Origin of the sequence: Streptomyces sp. NBC_00258 (assembly GCF_036182465.1) — a bacterium.
GTDB lineage: Bacteria > Actinomycetota > Actinomycetes > Streptomycetales > Streptomycetaceae > Streptomyces.
Genome location: NZ_CP108081.1, coordinates 6311438 through 6330299, shown reverse-complemented (window position 1 = coordinate 6330299; position 18862 = coordinate 6311438). Strand labels below are relative to the sequence as shown.

General features: G+C 67.8%; 18 protein-coding genes. 11 read left to right on the top strand and 7 right to left on the bottom strand.

The genetic code is table 11. From position 1 onward, the window contains the following. The first annotated feature begins 253 nt into the window (after positions 1–253). Together OG718_RS28260 and OG718_RS28255 are read left to right on the top strand one after the other, a co-directional pair. Positions 254–2959, top strand: coding sequence for a transglycosylase domain-containing protein (locus OG718_RS28260; RefSeq protein WP_328845508.1), 2706 nt, complete (start codon positions 254–256; stop codon positions 2957–2959). A gap of 119 nt (positions 2960–3078) precedes the next feature. Further along, a complete protein-coding gene (locus OG718_RS28255; protein WP_328847844.1) occupies positions 3079–4593 on the top strand; it encodes a glycosyltransferase family 87 protein in 1515 nt (504 codons plus the stop codon). Positions 4594–4684: 91 nt separating this feature from the next. Here the strand turns inward: OG718_RS28255 and OG718_RS28250 are convergent, their stop codons facing one another. From OG718_RS28250 to OG718_RS28240, 3 genes are all read right to left on the bottom strand, one after another. Then, a complete protein-coding gene (locus tag OG718_RS28250) occupies positions 4685–5716 on the bottom strand; it encodes an alanine racemase (protein ID WP_143641339.1) in 1032 nt (343 codons plus the stop codon). Positions 5717–5781: 65 nt separating this feature from the next. Further along, on the bottom strand, positions 5782–6903 hold the full coding sequence (gene femX / locus OG718_RS28245; RefSeq protein WP_143641338.1) for a peptidoglycan bridge formation glycyltransferase FemX: 1122 nt from the start codon (positions 6901–6903) through the stop codon (positions 5782–5784). Positions 6904–7114: 211 nt separating this feature from the next. After that, positions 7115–7435 (bottom strand): hypothetical protein, encoded by a 321-nt coding sequence (locus OG718_RS28240; protein WP_055610617.1) that lies wholly within the window; start codon positions 7433–7435, stop codon positions 7115–7117. Positions 7436–7711: 276 nt separating this feature from the next. On the opposite strand from OG718_RS28240, the gene rpsF reads away from it, so the two are divergent. From rpsF to rplI, 4 genes are all read left to right on the top strand, one after another. After that, positions 7712–8002 carry a 30S ribosomal protein S6 gene (gene rpsF, locus OG718_RS28235; protein WP_055610618.1) on the top strand — a complete coding sequence of 97 codons (291 nt, stop codon included), beginning with the start codon at positions 7712–7714 and terminating at the stop codon, positions 8000–8002. 80 nt (positions 8003–8082) lie between these two features. Continuing rightward, positions 8083–8697: a single-stranded DNA-binding protein gene (locus OG718_RS28230; RefSeq protein ID WP_143641337.1), complete on the top strand. Its 615-nt coding sequence runs from the start codon at positions 8083–8085 to the stop codon at positions 8695–8697. 57 nt (positions 8698–8754) lie between these two features. After that, positions 8755–8991 carry a 30S ribosomal protein S18 gene (gene rpsR, locus OG718_RS28225; protein WP_003949403.1) on the top strand — a complete coding sequence of 79 codons (237 nt, stop codon included), beginning with the start codon at positions 8755–8757 and terminating at the stop codon, positions 8989–8991. Positions 8992–9009: 18 nt separating this feature from the next. Beyond that, positions 9010–9456: a 50S ribosomal protein L9 gene (gene rplI / locus OG718_RS28220; RefSeq protein ID WP_055610620.1), complete on the top strand. Its 447-nt coding sequence runs from the start codon at positions 9010–9012 to the stop codon at positions 9454–9456. Between the two features lie 221 nt (positions 9457–9677). On the opposite strand, the gene OG718_RS28215 is transcribed toward rplI, so the two are convergent. Then, positions 9678–11015, bottom strand: a complete 1338-nt coding sequence (locus tag OG718_RS28215) for an MATE family efflux transporter (RefSeq protein ID WP_143641336.1) — start codon at positions 11013–11015, stop codon at positions 9678–9680. A 459-nt stretch (positions 11016–11474) separates the two neighbouring features. Here OG718_RS28215 and dnaB point away from each other — a divergent pair, with 459 nt between their 5' ends. Further along, positions 11475–12950 (top strand): replicative DNA helicase, encoded by a 1476-nt coding sequence (gene dnaB / locus OG718_RS28210; RefSeq protein ID WP_143641335.1) that lies wholly within the window; start codon positions 11475–11477, stop codon positions 12948–12950. A 32-nt stretch (positions 12951–12982) separates the two neighbouring features. Here the strand turns inward: dnaB and OG718_RS28205 are convergent, their stop codons facing one another. Further along, on the bottom strand, positions 12983–13567 hold the full coding sequence (locus OG718_RS28205) for a helix-turn-helix domain-containing protein (protein ID WP_328845507.1): 585 nt from the start codon (positions 13565–13567) through the stop codon (positions 12983–12985). 131 nt (positions 13568–13698) lie between these two features. On the opposite strand from OG718_RS28205, the gene OG718_RS28200 reads away from it, so the two are divergent. Both OG718_RS28200 and OG718_RS28195 read left to right on the top strand, forming a co-directional pair. Then, complete coding sequence (locus OG718_RS28200; RefSeq protein ID WP_306938942.1) at positions 13699–14301, top strand: class I SAM-dependent methyltransferase; 603 nt, start codon at positions 13699–13701, stop codon at positions 14299–14301. Positions 14302–14375: 74 nt separating this feature from the next. After that, the gene (locus OG718_RS28195) at positions 14376–15761 is read left to right on the top strand and encodes a serine hydrolase domain-containing protein (protein ID WP_328845506.1); all 1386 of its coding nucleotides are present in this window, start codon (positions 14376–14378) and stop codon (positions 15759–15761) included. Positions 15762–15892: 131 nt separating this feature from the next. On the opposite strand, the gene OG718_RS28190 is transcribed toward OG718_RS28195, so the two are convergent. Next, positions 15893–16345 (bottom strand): GNAT family N-acetyltransferase, encoded by a 453-nt coding sequence (locus OG718_RS28190; RefSeq protein ID WP_143643331.1) that lies wholly within the window; start codon positions 16343–16345, stop codon positions 15893–15895. A 64-nt stretch (positions 16346–16409) separates the two neighbouring features. Further along, entirely contained in the window at positions 16410–16874 is a 465-nt protein-coding gene (locus OG718_RS28185; RefSeq protein WP_143643332.1) for a MarR family winged helix-turn-helix transcriptional regulator, read from the bottom strand. A 140-nt stretch (positions 16875–17014) separates the two neighbouring features. Here OG718_RS28185 and OG718_RS28180 point away from each other — a divergent pair, with 140 nt between their 5' ends. Beyond that, positions 17015–18244, top strand: a complete 1230-nt coding sequence (locus tag OG718_RS28180) for an MFS transporter (protein WP_143643333.1) — start codon at positions 17015–17017, stop codon at positions 18242–18244. 189 nt (positions 18245–18433) lie between these two features. Next, the gene (locus tag OG718_RS28175; protein WP_143643334.1) at positions 18434–18853 is read left to right on the top strand and encodes a GlcG/HbpS family heme-binding protein; all 420 of its coding nucleotides are present in this window, start codon (positions 18434–18436) and stop codon (positions 18851–18853) included. Positions 18854–18862 lie beyond the last annotated feature (9 nt).

Genomic DNA, 18862 nt, shown 5'->3' with positions numbered 1-18862 from the left:
GGGGTCACATCACCGATTCGTAGGAAGCAAGTTGCCTGATTTGGGGTGAACTTCGGTACTAGGCAGGTTTTGACGGTGCGTAGTCTGTGCGCCATGCAAACCACCGGGAACCGAGTGACGCATGGGGACGTCCTCGTCCTCGGTGCAGTACGGATGAATGTAAGAACGACCGCATCCGTACTTCGGGGGGACCGGAAACCAGCCGCCGTTTCCAGGCGCGCTCAGGTGCGCCTGCCCGAGGAGTAATCGTTCGATGAGCGAGCACCGTCGCAAACCGCCGCAGCCGCAAGGCGGCGGACGTGCCGCGGCCCGACGCGGCCAGACCGGGTCGTCCTCCGGCCGCCGTGCGGCGCCGCGGAGCGCCACCGGGTCTCCTTCCGACTCCTATGACTCGGGAGGTGAGGAGCGCCCGTTCGGTAGCCGTGCAGAGGCCCGGCGGGCGGCACAGAGAAGCAGCCCCAGCGGTGGCAGGCGCAGAGCCGCCGACGGGGCGGGGCACGGCGGCCACGGTGGTGGCGGCCGGCGTGGTGGTCCCGGCGGGCCGAACGGCCCTGGGCGGGGCAGAGGGCGCGGGCCCGATCCCTACAAGAAGCGGATCATCGACTATCCGCGCGCGGGCAAGTACGGATGGGCACGTTGGGTGCCCTCGTGGAAGCTCGTGACGGGTACGTTCATCGGCTTCTGCGGCAGTCTGATGGCCGTGGCGGGCATCGCGTACGCCATGGTGGGAGTGCCGGACGTCGCTGCGGCCGCGAAGGCGCAGAACAACGTCTACTACTGGGCCAACAACAAGCCGATGGTGTCCACGGGCGGTGAGACCAACCGCCAGAACATCAAGTACGAGCAGATCCCCAAGGCGATGCGGTACGCCGTCATGTCGGCCGAGAACAAGAAGTTCGAGACCGACAAGGGCATCGACCCCGTGGGTATCGGCCGCGCGCTCTTCAACATGGCCAAGGGCGGCGAGACGCAGGGCGGCTCGACCATCACCCAGCAGTACGTGAAGAACGCGATGCTGAACGACCAGTCGCAGACGATGTCCCGAAAGTTCAAGGAACTGCTCGTCTCCATCAAGGTGGGCCGAGAGGAGCCCAAGGAAGAGGTCATGGCGGGGTACCTGAACACCGCCTATTACGGCCGTAGCTCCTATGGACTCCAGGCAGCCGCTCGTTCCTACTTCGGCAAGGACGCGACCGACCTGGACGCGAGTGAGTGCGCCCTCCTCGCCGCGGTTCTGAAGGGCGCCACGTACTACGACCCCGCGGGAGCGACGGCGATCGACCCGGGGGCCACACAAGAGGCCAACACCAGGCGGGCCACGGAACGCTGGAGCTGGATCCTGACCGAAATGGTCAAGGACGGGCACCTGTCGGCCACCGAGCGGGCCAAGTACACGGAGCTCCCCAAGCTCCAGAACCCGCGGTCCAGCTCCGAGCTGGGCGGTCAGATCGGCTATCTCGTCGATCTCGCCAAGGGCTACGTCATCAACAACACGGATATCACCGAGGAGCAGCTCCGGCAGGGCGGCTACGAGATCCACACGACCTTCGACAAGACGAAGGTCAACGAGCTCGAGAAGGCCGTGAAGAAGGTCCGCAAGGAGAACCTCGACGCGAAGCGCCGCCCGAAGACCGACACGCACGTCCAGTTCGGCGGGGCTTCCGTGGATCCGAAGGACGGTGCCATCGTCGCCATCTACGGCGGTGAGTCGGCGACCAAGCACTTCACCAACAACGCCGACGAGACTGGTGCCGCGGTCGGTTCGACGTTCAAGCCGTTCGTCCTGGCGGCCGCCATGCAGGACGGCAAGCGCGACCCCGACCTCGGGGAGTCCCAGGCACAGGACGAACGCACCAAGGTCTCGCCGGACAGCTTCTACAGCGGCAAGAACAAACTCAAGATCGAGACCTACGACGGCAGTATCTGGAAGAACGACAAGGGCAAGGAGTGGCTGCAGACCAACGACGACGACGCGTCGTACGGCACTCCGCCGAACTACCGGATCGACCTGCGTGAAGCCATGAGGGTGTCGGCGAACTCCGCCTTCGTGCAGCTCGGCATGGATGTCGGTCTGGACAAGGTGAAGAAGGCGGCGGAGAACGCCGGCCTCAGGCCGAACAGTCTGACGGGCACCACCTTCCCGTCCTTCTCCATCGGTATCTCGGACCCCAGCGCGATTCGCATGGCCGGTTCGTACGCGACGTTCGCGACCAGCGGGAAGCAGAACGACCCGTTCTCGGTCCGGGAGGTCGAGCACGAAGGGGGCATCGTGTGGAAGCACAAGTCCGCGCCCAAGGATGCCTTCACCAAGCCGGTCGCTGACAACGTCACCGACGTCCTGAAGACCGTCGTCGAGGACGGAACCGGTACCTCGGCCCAACTCGACGGTCGCGAGGTGGCAGGCAAGACCGGTACGACGGACGGCAACAAGTCCGCCTGGTTCGTCGGGTACACCCCGCAGTTGTCGACCGCGGTCAGCATGTACCGCATGGACGACGACGAGACCAAGAAGAGTCGTCCGTTCCTGGAGATGTACGGCACGGGTGGCCAGAAGACCATTCACGGTGCCTCGTTCCCGGCCGAGGTCTGGCACGACTACATGGAGCAGGCGCTCAAGGGTGAGCCGTCCGAGGACTTCCCGGAGGCCGAGCCCATCGGTGTGGTCGTCAACGACCTTCCGACCCCGAGCGTGACCCCCTCGCCCACCGAGTCCGAAGAGGAGCAGCCCGAGCCCAGTGCGGAGCCCAGCGAGACGGAGACCTCTCCTTCGCCCTCCACGAGTGAGACCTGTGGCCCCTTCGGCAACTTCCCGTGCGAGGACACCGGCGGAACAGAAACGGGCGGAAACGAGACCGGCGGTACGGACGGAGGAGTGTCGTCTTCACCCACGGAATCCGAGGATCCAGGCAACACCAGAGGTAATGGCAATGGTGGCCTCTTCGGAGGATCAACCGGATAGCTGCCTCCACGGGGTGTTTCACGTGAAACATCCGCAGTGAGGTGTTTCACGTGAAACGAGGGCCGTCGCACCGAGTCGGTGCGACGGCCCTCGGCGTATTCCTAGGCGCGTACGGCAGGATGTGCGGCATGCCCAGTGCAGAAACGACGCGCGCGAGCGTGCACGAGCCAGATCTGGTCCGGCCGACCAAGGAGGACCCGGTCGCCGCGACCGGCAGTGAACTGTTCGGTGGTCCTCTCGGGCGGCGCGCGCTGCTCGGGACGTCCTGGTGGACTCCGGTGCGGGTCATCGCGCTCGTCGCGATCGGCATGTTCGCCCTCGGCATGGTGCAGAAGCTGCCCTGCTACGACGGCGCCTGGTTCTTCGGGGCCAGCTCGCAGTACACGCATGCCTGCTACTCGGACATCCCGCACCTCTACCAGGGGCGGGGCTTCGCCGACGGGCTGGTGCCGTACTTCGACAAGCTCGAAGGCGACATGGAGTACCTCGAATACCCGGTGCTGACCGGCGTGTTCATGGAGGTCGCCTCGTGGCTGACGCCGGGCAGCGGCAGCATCCAGGACCAGGAGCAGGTCTACTGGATGGTCAACGCCGGGATGCTGATGGCGTGCACGGCCGTCATCGCCGTCTGCGTGACCCGCACCCACCGGCGGCGCCCCTGGGACGGCCTGCTGGTCGCTCTGGCGCCTGCTTTCGCGCTGACCGCCACCATCAACTGGGACCTGCTGGCTGTCGCTCTGACGGCCGCCGCGATGCTGATGTGGGCACGGAGCCGTCCCCTTGCCTTCGGAGTCCTGCTGGGGCTCGCCACGGCCGCCAAGCTCTATCCCGCGCTGCTGCTCGGGCCACTGCTCGTACTGTGCTGGCGCGCGGGCAGATGGCGGGAGTTCGGTGCGGCGCTGCTCGGTGCCGCCGGCTCCTGGCTGGTCGTGAACCTTCCGGTGATGCTGCTTGCGCCCGAGGGCTGGTCGAAGTTCTACACGTTCAGCCAGGAACGTGGCGTCGACTTCGGCTCCTTCTGGCTGATCCTGTCCCAGCGAATGGAAACCCCGCTCGACACCGACACGGTCAACACGTTCGCCACGGTGCTGATGCTGATCTCCTGTGTGGGTGTCGCGGCTCTCGCGCTGACCGCTCCGCGCCGGCCGCGCTTCGCCCAGCTGGCGTTCCTGATCGTCGCGGCCTTCATCCTCACCAACAAGGTCTACTCGCCGCAGTACGTGCTGTGGCTGGTGCCCCTCGCCGTGCTGGCCCGGCCGAAGTGGCGGGACTTCCTGATCTGGCAGGCGTGCGAGGTGGCGTACTTCCTCGGCATCTGGATGTACCTCGCGTACACGACCAGTGGAGACGCCCACAAGGGACTGCCGCAAGAGGGGTACCAACTGGCCATCGCCGTACACCTGTTGGGGACGTTGTATCTGTGCGCGGTGATCGTGCGCGACATCCTCATGCCGGAGCGGGACGTGGTGCGCCGCTCCGGTGACGACGACCCGTCCGGCGGGGTGCTGGACGGTGCGCAGGACGTCTTCGTCCTGGGAGCCGCGGCCCACCCGCCTCGGCACGCGGCGCACTTCGACGGGCCGTACGTGGAGTGGGGCGCCGAGGACGAACCGACGAAGCGGCGTTCGCCCTGAGCGAACAGGGCGTGGGCGAGTCACGTAAAAGGCCGTACACGGAGTCCGTGTACGGCCTTTCGTCTGTGCGCGGGGTTGGTGTCCCCCGCTCTCAGCGCTCGACGATGCGGTCGAACTGCGTGGTGGTGTGCCGCAGATGGGCCACCAGCTCCTCGCCGACCTTCGGCTCCGGGGCGTCGGAGGGCACGAAGAGGATCGAGACCTGCATGTGCGGGGGCTCCGCGAACCAGCGCTGCTTGGCGCCCCAGACGAACGGTGAGAGGTTCCGGTTGACCGTGGCGAGGCCGGCCCTGGCGACGCCCTTGGCGCGCGGCATGACGCCGTGCAGGGCTTTCGGAGCCTCCAAGCCCACCCCGTGCGACGTACCGCCCGCCACGACCACCAGCCAGCCGTCCGAGGCGACCTTCTGCTGGCGGTAGCCGAAACGGTCGCCCTTGGAGACCGGCGTGACGTCCAGGACGGCTCCGCGGTACTCGGTGGCGTCGTGGTCTCCCAGCCACAGCCGCGTGCCGATGCGGGCACGGAAGCGGGTCTGCGGGAACTGCTGCTGCAGCCGTGCGAGCTCCGCGGCCTTGAGGTGGCTGACGAACATGGTGTGCAGCGGCAGCCGGGCCGCGCGCAGCCGGTCCATCCAGCCGATGACCTCCTCGACGGCGTCCGAGCCGTCGGTGCGGTCCAGGGGCAGGTGGATCGCGAAGCCCTCAAGGCGCACGTTCTCTATGGCGGCGTGGAGCTGGGGCAGATCCTGCTCGCTCACGCCGTGCCGCTTCATGGAGGACATGACCTCGATGACGACACGGGCGCCCACGAGGCCGTAGACCCCGTCGATCGACGACACGGAGCGGATGACCCGGTCGGGCAGGGGCACGGGCTCCTCGCCCCGCCTGAACGGCGTCAGCACGAGCAGGTCGCCGCCGAACCAGTCCTTGATCCGCGCGGCCTCGTACGTCGTGCCCACGGCCAGGATGTCGGAGCCCAGGCGGGTGGCCTCGTCCGCGAGCCGCTCGTGGCCGAAGCCGTAGCCGTTGCCCTTGCAGACCGGGACGAGCCCCGGGAACTGCTCGGACACGTGCTTGTGGTGCGCCCGCCAGCGTGCGGTGTCGACGTAGAGCGTGAGCGCCATGGCCGGACCTGGAACCTTTCTCGTGGCAGCGGTGTATCAGAGGTATGAAGGCGAATTCTGGTACGTCAGCGGCGCGACATGTAGATGTCGAGCGCCTTGTGGAGCAATTTGTTGAGCGGGAAGTCCCACTCACCGAGGTATTCGGCGGCCTGCCCTCCGGTACCCACCTTGAACTGGATGAGGCCGAAGAGGTGGTCGGTCTCGTCCAGCGAGTCGGAGATGCCGCGCAGGTCGTAGACGGTGGCGCCGAGCGCGTAGGCGTCGCGCAGCATCCGCCACTGCATCGCGTTCGAGGGCCGGACCTCACGCCCGATGTTGTCGGAGGCGCCGTAGGAGTACCAGACGTGCCCGCCGACGACCAGCATCGTCGCGGCGGAGAGGTTCACACCCTCGTGCCGGGCGAAGTACAGCCGCATGCGGTTGGGGTCCTCGGTGTTGAGAGCCGTCCACATGCGCTGGAAGTACGAGAGCGGTCGAGGCCGGAAGTGGTCGCGCAGGGCCGTGATCTCGTAGAGGCGCTGCCACTCCTCCAGGTCCTGGTAGCCGCCCTGGACGACCTCGACGCCGGCCTTCTCGGCCTTCTTGATGTTGCGCCGCCAGAGCTGGTTGAAGCCCTTGTGGACGTCCTCCAGCGACCGGTTGGCCAGTGGCACCTGGTAGACGTAGCGGGGCTGTACGTCGCCGAAGCCCGCTCCGCCGTCCTCGCCCTGCTGCCAGCCCATGCGCCGCAGCTTGTCGGCTACCTCGAAGGCGCGCGGCTCGATGAAGTCGGCCTCGATGTCACGCAGGCGCTTCACGTCCGGGTCCTGGATGCCCTTCTTGATCGACGCGGCCTCCCAGCGCCGGATGATCACCGGTGGGCCCATCTTCACCGAGAAGGCGCCCTGCTGCTTGAGGTGCGCGAGCATCGGATCCAGCCAGTCGGTCAGATTCGGCGCGAACCAGTTGATGACCGGGCCCTCGGGAAGATAGGCGAGGTAGCGCTTGATCTTGGGCAGCTGGCGGTACAGCACGAGACCCGCACCGACCATCTCGCCGGACCTGTTGTCGAACCATCCGAGGCTCTCGGAGCGCCACTCGGCCTTGACGTCTGCCCAGGCCGGGACCTGCATGTGGCTAGCCGCGGGCAGGCTCTGGATGTACGCCAGATGCTGCTCTCGGCTGATGGTCCTCAGGGTCAGGCTCATTCGGGGCGCTCCTCGGGCTGGTGTGTCCCCATGGGTACAGGGGCTCCGGCTCTCGCGGCGAAGCCTACTGCGCCCTGCGAGCGCCTCGTCTGGCCGTATGGCACCTGGGCCCCGACCAATACGTGGCCGGGGCACCCGGAGGTGTTGTCCGGCCGTGGGGCCGGGGGTTGGGAGACCGAGGGTCGGCGGCTCCCGAGGGCCGGGGTGCCGGTCAGCCGATGACGCCGCCGAAGAGGCCGCCGTGCGCCATGCCGAGGAAGAAGCCGACGCCGGAGGCACCGAGACCCAGGATCAGCCCGAAGCGCTCCCGGGTCGTCACGGAGACGAACTGTCCGGCCGCCCCGGTCAGGATGCCCACCAGTCCCGTCCACGAGCTGAGCAGATGGAGGCTGTGGAACATCGCGGTGACGAAGGCCGTCACTCCGAGGACCAGCGTCACGGCGAGCAGGGTGTCCTGGAGCGGATGGGGCTTGTGGTCGGTGGCGAACAGGGAACCGACGGTCTTGGAGTTGGGTCGCAATGCCTGTGCCATGTGGCACCTCCTGCGGAAGGCGGCGCATCGTAGCGCCATACACACCCGATGTGTACAGATTGACGGTCCTGGGCCCCGGATTTCAACCGCAAGCCGGTGTGCAGGTAGTCTGTACCGTCTGCACCGGTGTCTGCCCAGGCCACGACACGATCCTCCGCTCAGTTCGCTGATCGGTGGGCCCGATTGTCAGTGGCGGCCGATACCGTTGCGTACGCATCACAACCCTCCTGCCACGGAACGACCGTGGCCGTTGAGTCCAAAGGAGGTGGGTTCCACATGCGTCACTACGAAATGATGGTCATCCTCGACCCCGATCTCGAGGAGCGCGCTGTCGCCCCCCTGATCGAAAACTTCCTCTCCGTCGTCCGTGAGGGCAACGGAAAGGTCGAGAAGGTCGACACCTGGGGCCGTCGTCGTCTCTCGTACGAGATCAAGAAGAAGCCCGAGGGCATCTACTCGGTCATCGACCTGCAGGCCGAGCCTGCGGTCGTCAAGGAGCTCGACCGCCAGATGAACCTGAACGAGTCGGTCCTCCGGACCAAGGTCCTCCGTCCCGAGACCCACTGAGCTCTCCAGCTCAGCTGATCTCGGACAACGAGTAGCAGCACCAAAAGCAGCCAGCAGCAAACCCGCCGAGAGGTTCCCCCATGGCAGGCGAGACCGTCATCACGGTCGTCGGCAATCTTGTCGACGACCCCGAGCTGCGCTTCACCCCGTCCGGTGCGGCGGTCGCGAAGTTCCGTGTCGCGTCCACCCCCCGCACCTTCGACCGTCAGACGAATGAGTGGAAGGACGGCGAAAGCCTGTTCCTGACCTGCTCGGTCTGGCGTCAGGCGGCGGAGAACGTCGCCGAGTCGCTCCAGCGAGGCATGCGCGTCGTCGTGCAGGGCCGGCTGAAGCAGCGGTCCTACGAGGACCGTGAGGGCGTCAAGCGCACGGTCTACGAGCTGGACGTCGAGGAAGTCGGCGCCAGCCTGAAGAACGCCACGGCCAAGGTCACCAAGACCACCGGTCGAGGCGGCCAGGGCGGTTACAGCGGCGGCGGCGGTGGCGGCGGCCAGCAGGGCGGCGGCTGGGGCGGAGGCTCCGGCGGCGGTCAGCCGCAGGGCGGCGGCGCTCCTGCCGACGACCCCTGGGCGACCAGTGCTCCTGCAGGCGGCGGCCAGCAGAGCGGCGGCGGTGGCGGTGGCGGCTGGGGCGGAAGCTCTGGCGGCGCTGCCGGCGGCTCCGGCGGCGGCTACTCGGACGAGCCCCCCTTCTAGCCCCCGGGCTGAAGGTGGGCCGTACCCACACTTCTTGATCACACAGGAGAAACACACATGGCGAAGCCGCCTGTGCGCAAGCCTAAGAAGAAGGTCTGCGCATTCTGCAAGGACAAGGTCACGTACGTGGACTACAAGGACACGAACATGCTGCGGAAGTTCATTTCCGACCGCGGCAAGATCCGTGCCCGCCGCGTGACCGGCAACTGCACGCAGCACCAGCGTGACGTCGCCACGGCTGTGAAGAACAGCCGTGAGATGGCGCTGCTGCCCTACACCTCCACCGCGCGATAAGGGAAGGGTGACCGAAACATGAAGATCATCCTCACCCACGAGGTCTCCGGCCTCGGTGCCGCGGGCGACGTCGTCGACGTCAAGGACGGCTACGCTCGCAACTACCTGATCCCGCGGAACTTCGCGATTCGCTGGACCAAGGGTGGCGAGAAGGACGTCGAGCAGATCCGTCGTGCTCGCAAGATCCACGAGATCCAGACCATCGAGCAGGCCAACGAGATCAAGGCCCGCCTCGAAGGTGTGAAGGTCCGCCTGGCCGTTCGCTCCGGCGACGCCGGTCGTCTCTTCGGTTCCGTCACCCCGGCAGACGTCGCCTCGGCGATCAAGGCTTCCGGTGGCCCCGACGTCGACAAGCGCCGCATCGAGCTGGGCTCGCCGATCAAGACGCTGGGCGCTCACGAGACGTCCGTGCGTCTGCACCCCGAGGTTGCCGCCAAGGTCAACATCGAGGTCGTCGCCGCGTAAGCGGTGCGCTAGCAGTACATGTGAGGGCCGCACCCCAAGGGTGCGGCCCTCACTGTTTGCCTGGGCCTCCGGGAACGGAACGCCTCCGGCGGGACTCACAGGCGGCTGGTGTTTCACGTGAAACAGAGTGAATCCGTCGTCGGGGAACGGCGCAGAATGCTCGTTGTTTCACGTGAAACCGAGCGACCTCACGCACCTCCCCGACGCCGGAGCGGGCTTGCTCAGCGCGTGGCGCCTGTGACGATCCAGCGACCCGAGCGTGTGCGCAGCCACAGGGTCAGCATCCGCACGGTCATCATGAGGGTCATCGCTCCCCAGACCGCGGTCAGCCCGCCGCCGAATACGGGCACGAGCAGTGCCACCGGAGCGAAGACGGCCAGGGTGAGAATCATGGCCCATGCGAGATACGGGCCGTCCCCGGCTCCCATCAGCACGCCGTCCAGGACGAAGACGATCCCGCAGATCGGCTGGGAGAGCGCCACCATGAGCAAGGCGGGCAGTGCGGTGTCGTGGACGACCGAGTCGCTTGTGAAGAGCGGCAGGAACAGGGGGCGGCTCAGGATCACCAGCCCGCCGAGCACAACGCCGACGGCGATGCCCCACTCCACCATGCGACGGCAGGCCTCACGGGCTCCCTGGGCGTCTCCCGCGCCGAGATAGCGGCCGATGATGGCCTGACCCGCGATGGCGATGGCGTCGAGGGCGAAGGCGAGCAGGCTCCACAGCGACAGGATGATCTGGTGCGCGGCGACATCGGCGTCCCCGAGGCGAGCGGCGACGGCGGTGGCGATCATCAGGATCGCGCGCAACGAGAGGGTGCGGACCAGCAGCGGTGCGCCGGCCTGGGCGCAGGCACGTATCCCAGCGGCGTCCGGTCGTAGGGATGCCCCGTGCTTCCGCGCTCCGCGGACCACCACGAGGAGGTACACAGCAGCCATGCCGTACTGGGCGATGACGGTTCCCCAGGCGGAGCCGGCTATGCCGAGGTCCGCGCCGTAGACGAGGCCCACGTTGAGGGCGCCATTGGCGACAAAGCCCGCGATGGCGACGTAGAGGGGTGTCCTTGTGTCCTGCAGGCCGCGGAGGACGCCGGTGGCGGCCAGGACGACGAGCATCGCGGGGATGCCGATGGCCGAGATGCGCAGATAGGTGGTGGCGTAAGGGGCGGCGGTGTCCGAGGCGCCGAAGAGCTCCACCAGGGCGGGTGCGGTGGGCAGGACGACGGCGATGACGGCGGCTCCGAGCAGGAGGGCCAGCCAGATGCCGTCCATGCCCTGGCGGATCGCGGCCTGGAGGTCGCCCGCCCCGACCCGTCGGGCGACGGCGGCCGTGGTGGCGTACGCAAGGAAGACGAAAATGCTCACGGCTGTGAGGAGGAGGGCCGAGGCGATGCCGAGGCCGGCGAGTTGCGCGGTGCCGAGATGTCCGACGATCGCGGTGTCGACCATGAGGAAGAGAGGCTCGGCTATGAGTGCGCCGAAGGCCGGAACGGCCAGCGCGACGATCTCTCGGTCGTGCCGACGCCGGGCGGCCTTGGGTGCCGCGGGAGCCTGTGTCATGCGCATCAATCTAATCTTCCACAGGTAAGAGATGCAAGTGTAATGTGACCCTTACTGGCAATCTCGTGAGATGCGCTGCCTCGCGCCTTTGACGTCGATCTTGATCCGACCGGGAAAGTTTTTCTTCTGCACAGCCGGTGGACGGGATATATGCAGGTCAGGGTGGGTGTGGAAATGAAGCTGAGTGCTTGTTCACAGGCCTGTCCACCGGGTCGTGCACAGGTTTCGCCGGGTTCTCCACAGCATCGGGGCCGTCGTCCACATGGCCTGTGGATAACCAGATTGGCTGACGGTGCCCGCGGGCCTACCGTGGTGCGGCGCACGCTCGCTCCTCCGTCCTCGGAAACCTCACAAAACCGACGCGTCAGAACCGGAGTTGGGCATCTCATTTGTCAGTGTCGTGCCGTAGGAATGAAGAGCACGGCGAGGTCCGCTCGGCGGACGGGAGGAGGTGGCCCGGTGAGTATTTCCGAGCCCTTGGACGATCCGTGGGCCGACAGCGGTCCCAGTGATCGTCTGCCCGCCTCCCGTCAGCGCCGCGACGGTGGCCGGGGCAGAGACGACCAGCACGACCGCGGTCCGGACAACGGAGCCTGGGACGGCGGAGGTTCGGCCTTCGAGCGGGTGCCGCCGCAGGATCTGGATGCCGAGCAGTCCGTTCTCGGCGGCATGCTGCTCTCGAAGGACGCCATTGCCGACGTCGTCGAGGTGCTCAAGGGCCACGACTTCTACCGGCCGGCGCACGAGACCATCTACGGCTCGATCCTCGACCTCTACGCGAAGGGCGAGCCGGCCGACCCGATCACGGTCGCCGCCGAGCTCACCAAGCGCGGTGAGATCACCAAGGTCGGCGGCGCCTCGTATCTGCACACGCTGGTCCAGACTGTCCCGACGGCGGCGAACGCCGAGTACTACGCGGAGATCGTCCACGAACGGGCCGTGCTGCGCCGCCTGGTCGAGGCCGGCACACGCATCACGCAGATGGGGTACGCGGCCGACGGCGACGTGGACGAGATCGTCAACAGCGCCCAGGCCGAGATCTACGCGGTCACCGAGCAGCGCACCACCGAGGACTATCTGCCCCTCGGCGACATCATGGAGGGCGCGCTCGACGAGATCGAGGCGATCGGTTCACGGTCGGGGGAGATGACCGGTGTACCGACGGGCTTCACCGACCTGGACCAGCTCACCAACGGTCTGCACCCGGGCCAGATGATCATCATCGCCGCCCGTCCCGCCATGGGTAAGTCGACGCTGGCACTGGATTTCGCACGGACCTGCTCGATCAAACACAACATGCCGAGCGTGATCTTCTCGCTCGAAATGGGCCGCAACGAGATCGCGATGCGTCTGCTGTCCGCCGAGGCGCGCGTGGCCCTGCACCACATGCGTTCCGGGACGATGACCGACGAGGACTGGACCCGGCTCGCGCGCCGGATGCCGGATGTCTCGGCCGCTCCGCTCTACATCGACGACTCTCCGAACCTGTCGATGATGGAGATCCGCGCCAAGTGCCGTCGCCTCAAGCAGCGCGCCGATCTGAAGCTCGTGGTCATCGACTACCTGCAGCTGATGCAGTCGGGCGGCAAGCGGTCCGAGAGCCGACAGCAGGAAGTCTCCGACATGTCGCGAAACCTCAAGCTGCTGGCCAAGGAGCTGGAGCTGCCGGTGATCGCGCTGTCGCAGCTGAACCGTGGCCCCGAGCAGCGCACGGACAAGAAGCCCATGGTCTCCGACCTGCGTGAATCCGGGTCGATCGAGCAGGACGCGGACATGGTGATCCTGCTGCACCGCGAGGACGCGTACGAGAAGGAGTCGCCGCGCGCCGGCGAGGCGGACATCATCGTGGGCAAGCACCGAAACGGCCCGACGGCCACGATCACGGTTGCCTTCCAGGGTCACTACTCGCGCTTCGTGGACATGGCACAGACCTGATCGCCGTCCGGACAACCACGAGGGCGCAGCGGTCAGTCGCGTCGGTACCGGGCCCTTATGTGGAAGCGTTCGCCCTGGGGACCCAGGATGCTCAGGAACTCCACCGGCCGCTCGTCGGCGTTGCCGAACCAGTGCGGCAGGTGGGTGTCGAATTCGGCGACCTCGCCCGTGGTGAGGACGAGGTCCTGGTCGGCGAGTACGAGGCGCAGTCGTCCGCTGAGGACGTACAGCCAGTGGTAGCCCTCGTGTGAGCGGGGATCGGGTTCGCGGTCGGTCGGGCCGGCCGGGAGGATCTGTTTGAACGCCTGCAGACCGCCGGGTTTGCGGGTCAGCGGGATGACGGTCATGCCGTTGCGCGTGAACGGCTGCGGGTATACCCGGGGGTCGAGGCGGGCCGGGGCGCCGACGAGTTCGTCGAGCGGCATCTGATAGGCCTTGGCCAGGGGCAACAGCAGTTCCAGGCCCGGCTTGCGGTGCCCGGACTCCAGCCGGGACAGGGTGCTGACCGGAATACCGGTGGTCTCCGACAGGGCGGTCAGGGTGGCCCCACTGCGGCGCCGCAATTCGCGCAGCCGTGGCCCGACCGCAGCCAGCACGGTGCCGAACTCGTCGCTCATACGTTCACTGTGCCCACGCTTTGCAGTTATCGCAAAGAACTTTGCCGGTTCGCCATGAGTGGGGACAGGTTGGTGCCAGGCCATGAGCGACCGGCGCCATGGCATCCGACCCACGACGCGAGGCACGGACAATGGACGCACAGTTCTGGGACGAGATGTATCGCAGCCGCGACCAGGTCTTCAGCGGCGACCCCAACGGAGTGCTCGTCACCGAAGTCACCGACCTGCCGTCGGGACGGGCACTCGACGTCGGATGCGGCGAAGGAGGCGACGCCCTCTGGCTGGCCCGACACGGCTGGCAGGTCACCGCGGTCGACATCTCGGCGACCGCTTTGCAGCGCGCCGCCGCCACAGCCGCGGACATGAAGGGCCGTGTGGCGTGGACACGGGCCGACCTGAACATCACGCCGCCCCCGGCCGACGCCTTCGATCTGGTGTCCGTCCAGTACTTCCCGCTCTCACTCCAGCCGGATCACACCACGCTGCGCGGCCTGCTGAACGCCGTCGCACCCGGCGGCACCCTGCTCTTCGCCAGCCACGACCTCGCCGACCTGCCCCCACGCCCCGAGCAGGGCTTCGACCCTGGCGACTATTACCAGCCCGACGACATCGCCAAGCTCCTCGACCGCGACTGGACTGTCCTGATCAACGAAACCCGCCCACGAACCGCTCCCGCACCTGCCGGGACCCACCACACCCACGACACCGTCCTGCGTGCGCAGCGCCTGCCCTGATTCGTGGGCCGCGAGATCCCGCGTCGGTCTCAAATGCGCTCGACGTGGGACGTCGGGGCAGGTGGACTTGGGCCATGACGACACCTGTGGACGAACTGCTACCCACCACGCGCCGGGCCCTGCTGCACCGAATCGCCACCGCTCAGGCCGAGGGGCGGGCGCCGTCTCTGGTGGCGGCGGTCGTCCGGGGTGGAGAGACGGTCTGGCACGGCTCCCGCACCTCGGTGGACGGGCACGGGCCGGACGAGAACGTGCAGTACCGGATCGGTTCGATCACCAAGACGTTCACCGCCGTCCTGGTGCTGCGACTGCGTGACGAAGGCGTCCTGGACCTGGGGGATCCGCTGGAGAAGCATCTTCCCGGTACCGGCGCGGGGGAGGCGACGATCGCCGAACTCCTCGCGCACACAAGCGGATTGGCAGCCGAATCGCCCTCCCCCTGGTGGGAGCGCACCCCCGGATCGTTGCGCCCCGAACTCGCCGACGTGCTGGGCGAACAGCCGCACCGGCATCCCGTCGGACGGCGGTTCCACTACTCGAACCCCGGCTATACGTTGCTGGGCGCGCTGGTGGAGGAGCTGAGGGGCGTCCCATGGGAGGAGGCCCTACGGAACGAGGTGCTCGAACCGCTGGGACTGCACCGCACGGGCGTGGAGCCTCAAGCACCGCACGCGGGCGGCTGGGCCGTGCATCCCTGGGCGGACGTGATGCTGCCGGAACCCGTGGAGAACCTGGGTCGCATGGCACCGGCGGGTCAACTCTGGTCGACCACGGGCGACTTGGCGCGCTTCGCGGTCTTCCTGACCAAGGGCGACGACCGGGTGCTGAGCGCCGAGTCCGTTCGGGAGATGCGTACGCCCGCCGCGCCGGCCGAAGCCGAAGAGGTGGCGGCCGGCAGCGCGTACGGCCTCGGTATGCAGGTCCAGTACCGGGACGGCCGGATGCTTGTGGGGCACTCCGGTTCCCTCCCCGGCTTCCTCGCCGGCCTCTTGGTCAGCGTCGAGGACGACCTGGCCGCCGTCGTGCTCGCCAACTGCACCTCCGGCCCGCCGGTGTTCACGGTCGCCGCCGATCTCGTACGTATCGTCGCCGAGGCCGAGCCCCCGATCCCCGAGCCGTGGCGGCCGCTGCCCGAGGTCGACCGGTCCGTACTGGAGTTGGCGGGACCCTGGTACTGGGGAACGCACGCCTTCGCACTGCGCCTCACGGCCGAAGGAGGTGTCTCGCTCGGGCCGCTGTCGGGCAACGGCCGGCGTTCGCGTTTCCGGGCCGACGGAGACGGGACCTGGACGGGACTCGACGGCTACTACGCGGGCGAGGTCCTGAGGGCCGTACAGCGCCCCGACGGATCGGTGGACCACCTGGACCTCGGGTCGTTCGTGTTCACGCGGCAGCCGTACGAGGAGGGGGCTTCAGTGCCGGGTGGTGTGGACCGTGAGGGGTGGCGCGGGATCGGTTAGTCGTTCGTCGATGGGTGAGTTGCATGGGCAGGGGCGTGATGTTTCACGTGAAACAGGGCGCCCCTTGCCGCGCACAGGGTGCCCCTCGCCGCACTCGGACCCGTGCACCGACTCGGCGGCCGGGATTCGCCTCAGAGCTGCAGCTTGAACCCGACATGGGAAGCCGTGAAGCCGAGCCGTTCGTAGAACCGGTGGGCGTCGGTGCGGATGACGTCGGAGGTCAGCTGCACCAACTGGCAGCCCTCGCTCCGGGAACGGTCGATCGCCCACTCGATGAAGCGGGTGCCCAGGCCGCTGCCGCGCTCGTCGGCATGGACGCGTACGCCTTCGATGATCGAGCGGGTCGCACCTTTGCGGGACAGCCCCGGAATGATCGTGAGTTGGAGCGTGCCGACGACTCGGCCTTCGCGCACGGCGACGACCAGGTGCTGGTTCGGATCGTCGCTCAGGCGCTCCAGGGCGGCCAGATAGGGACTCAGGTCGTCCGGTGACTCGCGCTGCGCTCCCAGAGGGTCGTCGGCGAGCATCGCGACGATGGCAGGGACGTCGTCCGGGACAGCCGGTCGTATCTCAAGATCTCCCATGGCAGCACCCTACGCAGACGTGCCTCGGGGCAGGCGATCCCTGCGTGTGGGGCAACTGCCCTCGCTACGCAGGCGTCGGCACGCTTGCCGACTCCACGACGCGGACCAGCGGAGCCAGTTCGGGAACCTTGGCGGCTGCGTCGAGCGCCTCGCGCAGGGCGGCGTCATTGGTGGGCCGGGCCTCGTCGAGGAGCTTGAGGCCCGCCGCGCTGACATTCGTGTAGATGCCACGGCGATCGGTCGGGCACAGGTAGCGCGAGAGCAGCCCGCGGTCCTCGAGGCGGGTCACCAGTCGCGTGGTGGCGCTCTGGCTGAGGACGACCGCGTCGGCGACCTGCTTCATCTGGAGATGGCCGCCGTCTCCGTCGTGCTGACGGCTGAGGACGTCGAGGAGCGAGTACTCGCGCACGCTCAGGTCGTGCTTGGTCTGCAGGGCCCGTTCGATGTGCGCCTCGATCCTCCCGTGCAGCAGGGAGAGGGCGCACCAGCCCTGGGCGAGGGCGGTGAGCGCGGGGTCCGTCGCTGTCATGGCGTTCTCCTCCGTACCGGAGCGGCTGACACCAGGATAGAGCACTACCGCGATAGTCCGCGCTTGCAAGTAGTCAGCGTCTGCAAGTATTGTCAACGCATGTAAAGCGCTCCTGCAATCGTCTGGGAAGGTTCTCCCCCATGCCTCTCGCGCTTCTTGCCCTCGCGATCGGGGCCTTCGGAATCGGAACCACCGAGTTCGTGATCATGGGTTTGCTGCCCGAGGTCGCCGGTGACTTCGGTGTCTCCATCCCCACCGCGGGCTTCCTCGTGACCGGCTACGCACTCGGCGTCATGTTCGGCGCGCCGCTCATGACCGTCCTCGGTACCAAGGTGTCCCGCAAGCGGATGCTGATGCTCCTGATGGGGCTGTTCATCATCGGCAACCTGCTCTCCGCCGTCGCTCCCAGCTTCTCCGTGATGCTGATCGGCCGCGTGGTCGCCTCGCTCGCACACGGTGCCTTCTTCGGCATCGGTGCCGTCGTCGCCGCAGACCTCGTCGCGCCCGACAAGAAGGCCGGCGCCATCGCGATGATGTTCACCGGCCTGACCGTCGCCAACGTCGTCGGTGTACCGCTGGGCACCCTCATCGGCCAGTCCGCCGGCTGGCGCGTGACCTTCACGATCGTCGCCGCTCTGGGTGTCCTCGGCCTGGCGGGCATCGCCAAGCTCGTCCCCGACATGCCCAAGCAGGAAGGCGTGCGCCTGCGCCACGAGCTCGCCGCGTTCAAGAACGTCCAGGTACTGCTGGCGATGGCGATGACCGTCCTCGGTTTCGGCGGAGTCTTCGCGGCGATCACCTACATCGCGCCGATGATGACGCACGTGGGCGGCTTCGCCGACGGCTCCGTCACCTGGCTGCTCGTCCTCTTCGGCCTCGGCATGGTCGGCGGCAACCTCGTCGGCGGCAGGTTCGCCGACCGCGCCCTGATGCCGATGCTGTACGTCTCCCTGGGCGCCCTGGCGGTCGTACTCGCCCTGTTCACGCTCACCGCGCACAACAAGATCGCGGCGGCCGTGACCATCGCGCTGATCGGTGCCCTCGGGTTCGCCACCGTGCCGCCGCTCCAGAAGCGGGTGCTCGACCAGGCGCACGGCGCCCCGACACTCGCCTCCGCCGTGAACATCGGCGCCTTCAACCTCGGTAACGCCCTCTCCGCCTGGCTCGGCGGCCTCGTCATCGCGGCCGGCCTCGGCTACACCGCCCCCAACTGGGTCGGTGCCGCCCTCGCTGCCGCCGCTCTTGCGCTCGCCGTCCTCTCTGCCGCTCTGGAGCGCCGGGCCGACGCCACGGACGCCACCGACGGCTTGGTCGTCACCGGGGCGGCCTCGGCGGAGTCCGCGCAGCAGAAGGCCGCTGTCCACCACTGACCCGCTGCCCGGGCGGTCGTATCCGCCCTGGTTTGGTCGACCGCTGGGCCAGGGCTGTCCCGGTGTCCCACCGAAACCCCGAGCAGGCCTTCACCCGCACCTCAGCAGATCACTGCCCCCACACGCCCCACCCGGCAAACCGCCACCCCCACCCCCACACGGCACCACTCATCAAGGAGAAACAAGCTCATGAGCACCACCGCCGTCGCCCCGCTGACCATCCAGGACGCCGAGGCTCTCGTCACGGCCGCTCGTCGCGCCGCGGAAGCCGCCGACGTCACGGTCAGCGTCACCGTCCTCGACGCGGGCGGCCACCTGCTCGCCTTCCGGCGCGACGACCGGGCCGTGCTGATCTCCGGTGAGACCAGCACCCGCAAGGCCTACACGGCACTGCAGCTGGACACCCCCACAGCCGACCTCGTCGACGCCGTGCAGCCGGGTGGTCTCTTTCACACCCTGCCCACCGCCCTCGACCGCCCGCTGCTCTTCATCGCGGGTGGCGTCCCGGTTCACCGCGACGGCCGTCTGGTCGGCGCGATCGGAGTCGGCGGTGGCGCGCCGGAGCAGGACCACGCCTTCGCCACCACCGCGCTGAAGACGCTCGCTTAGGAGCGCTCG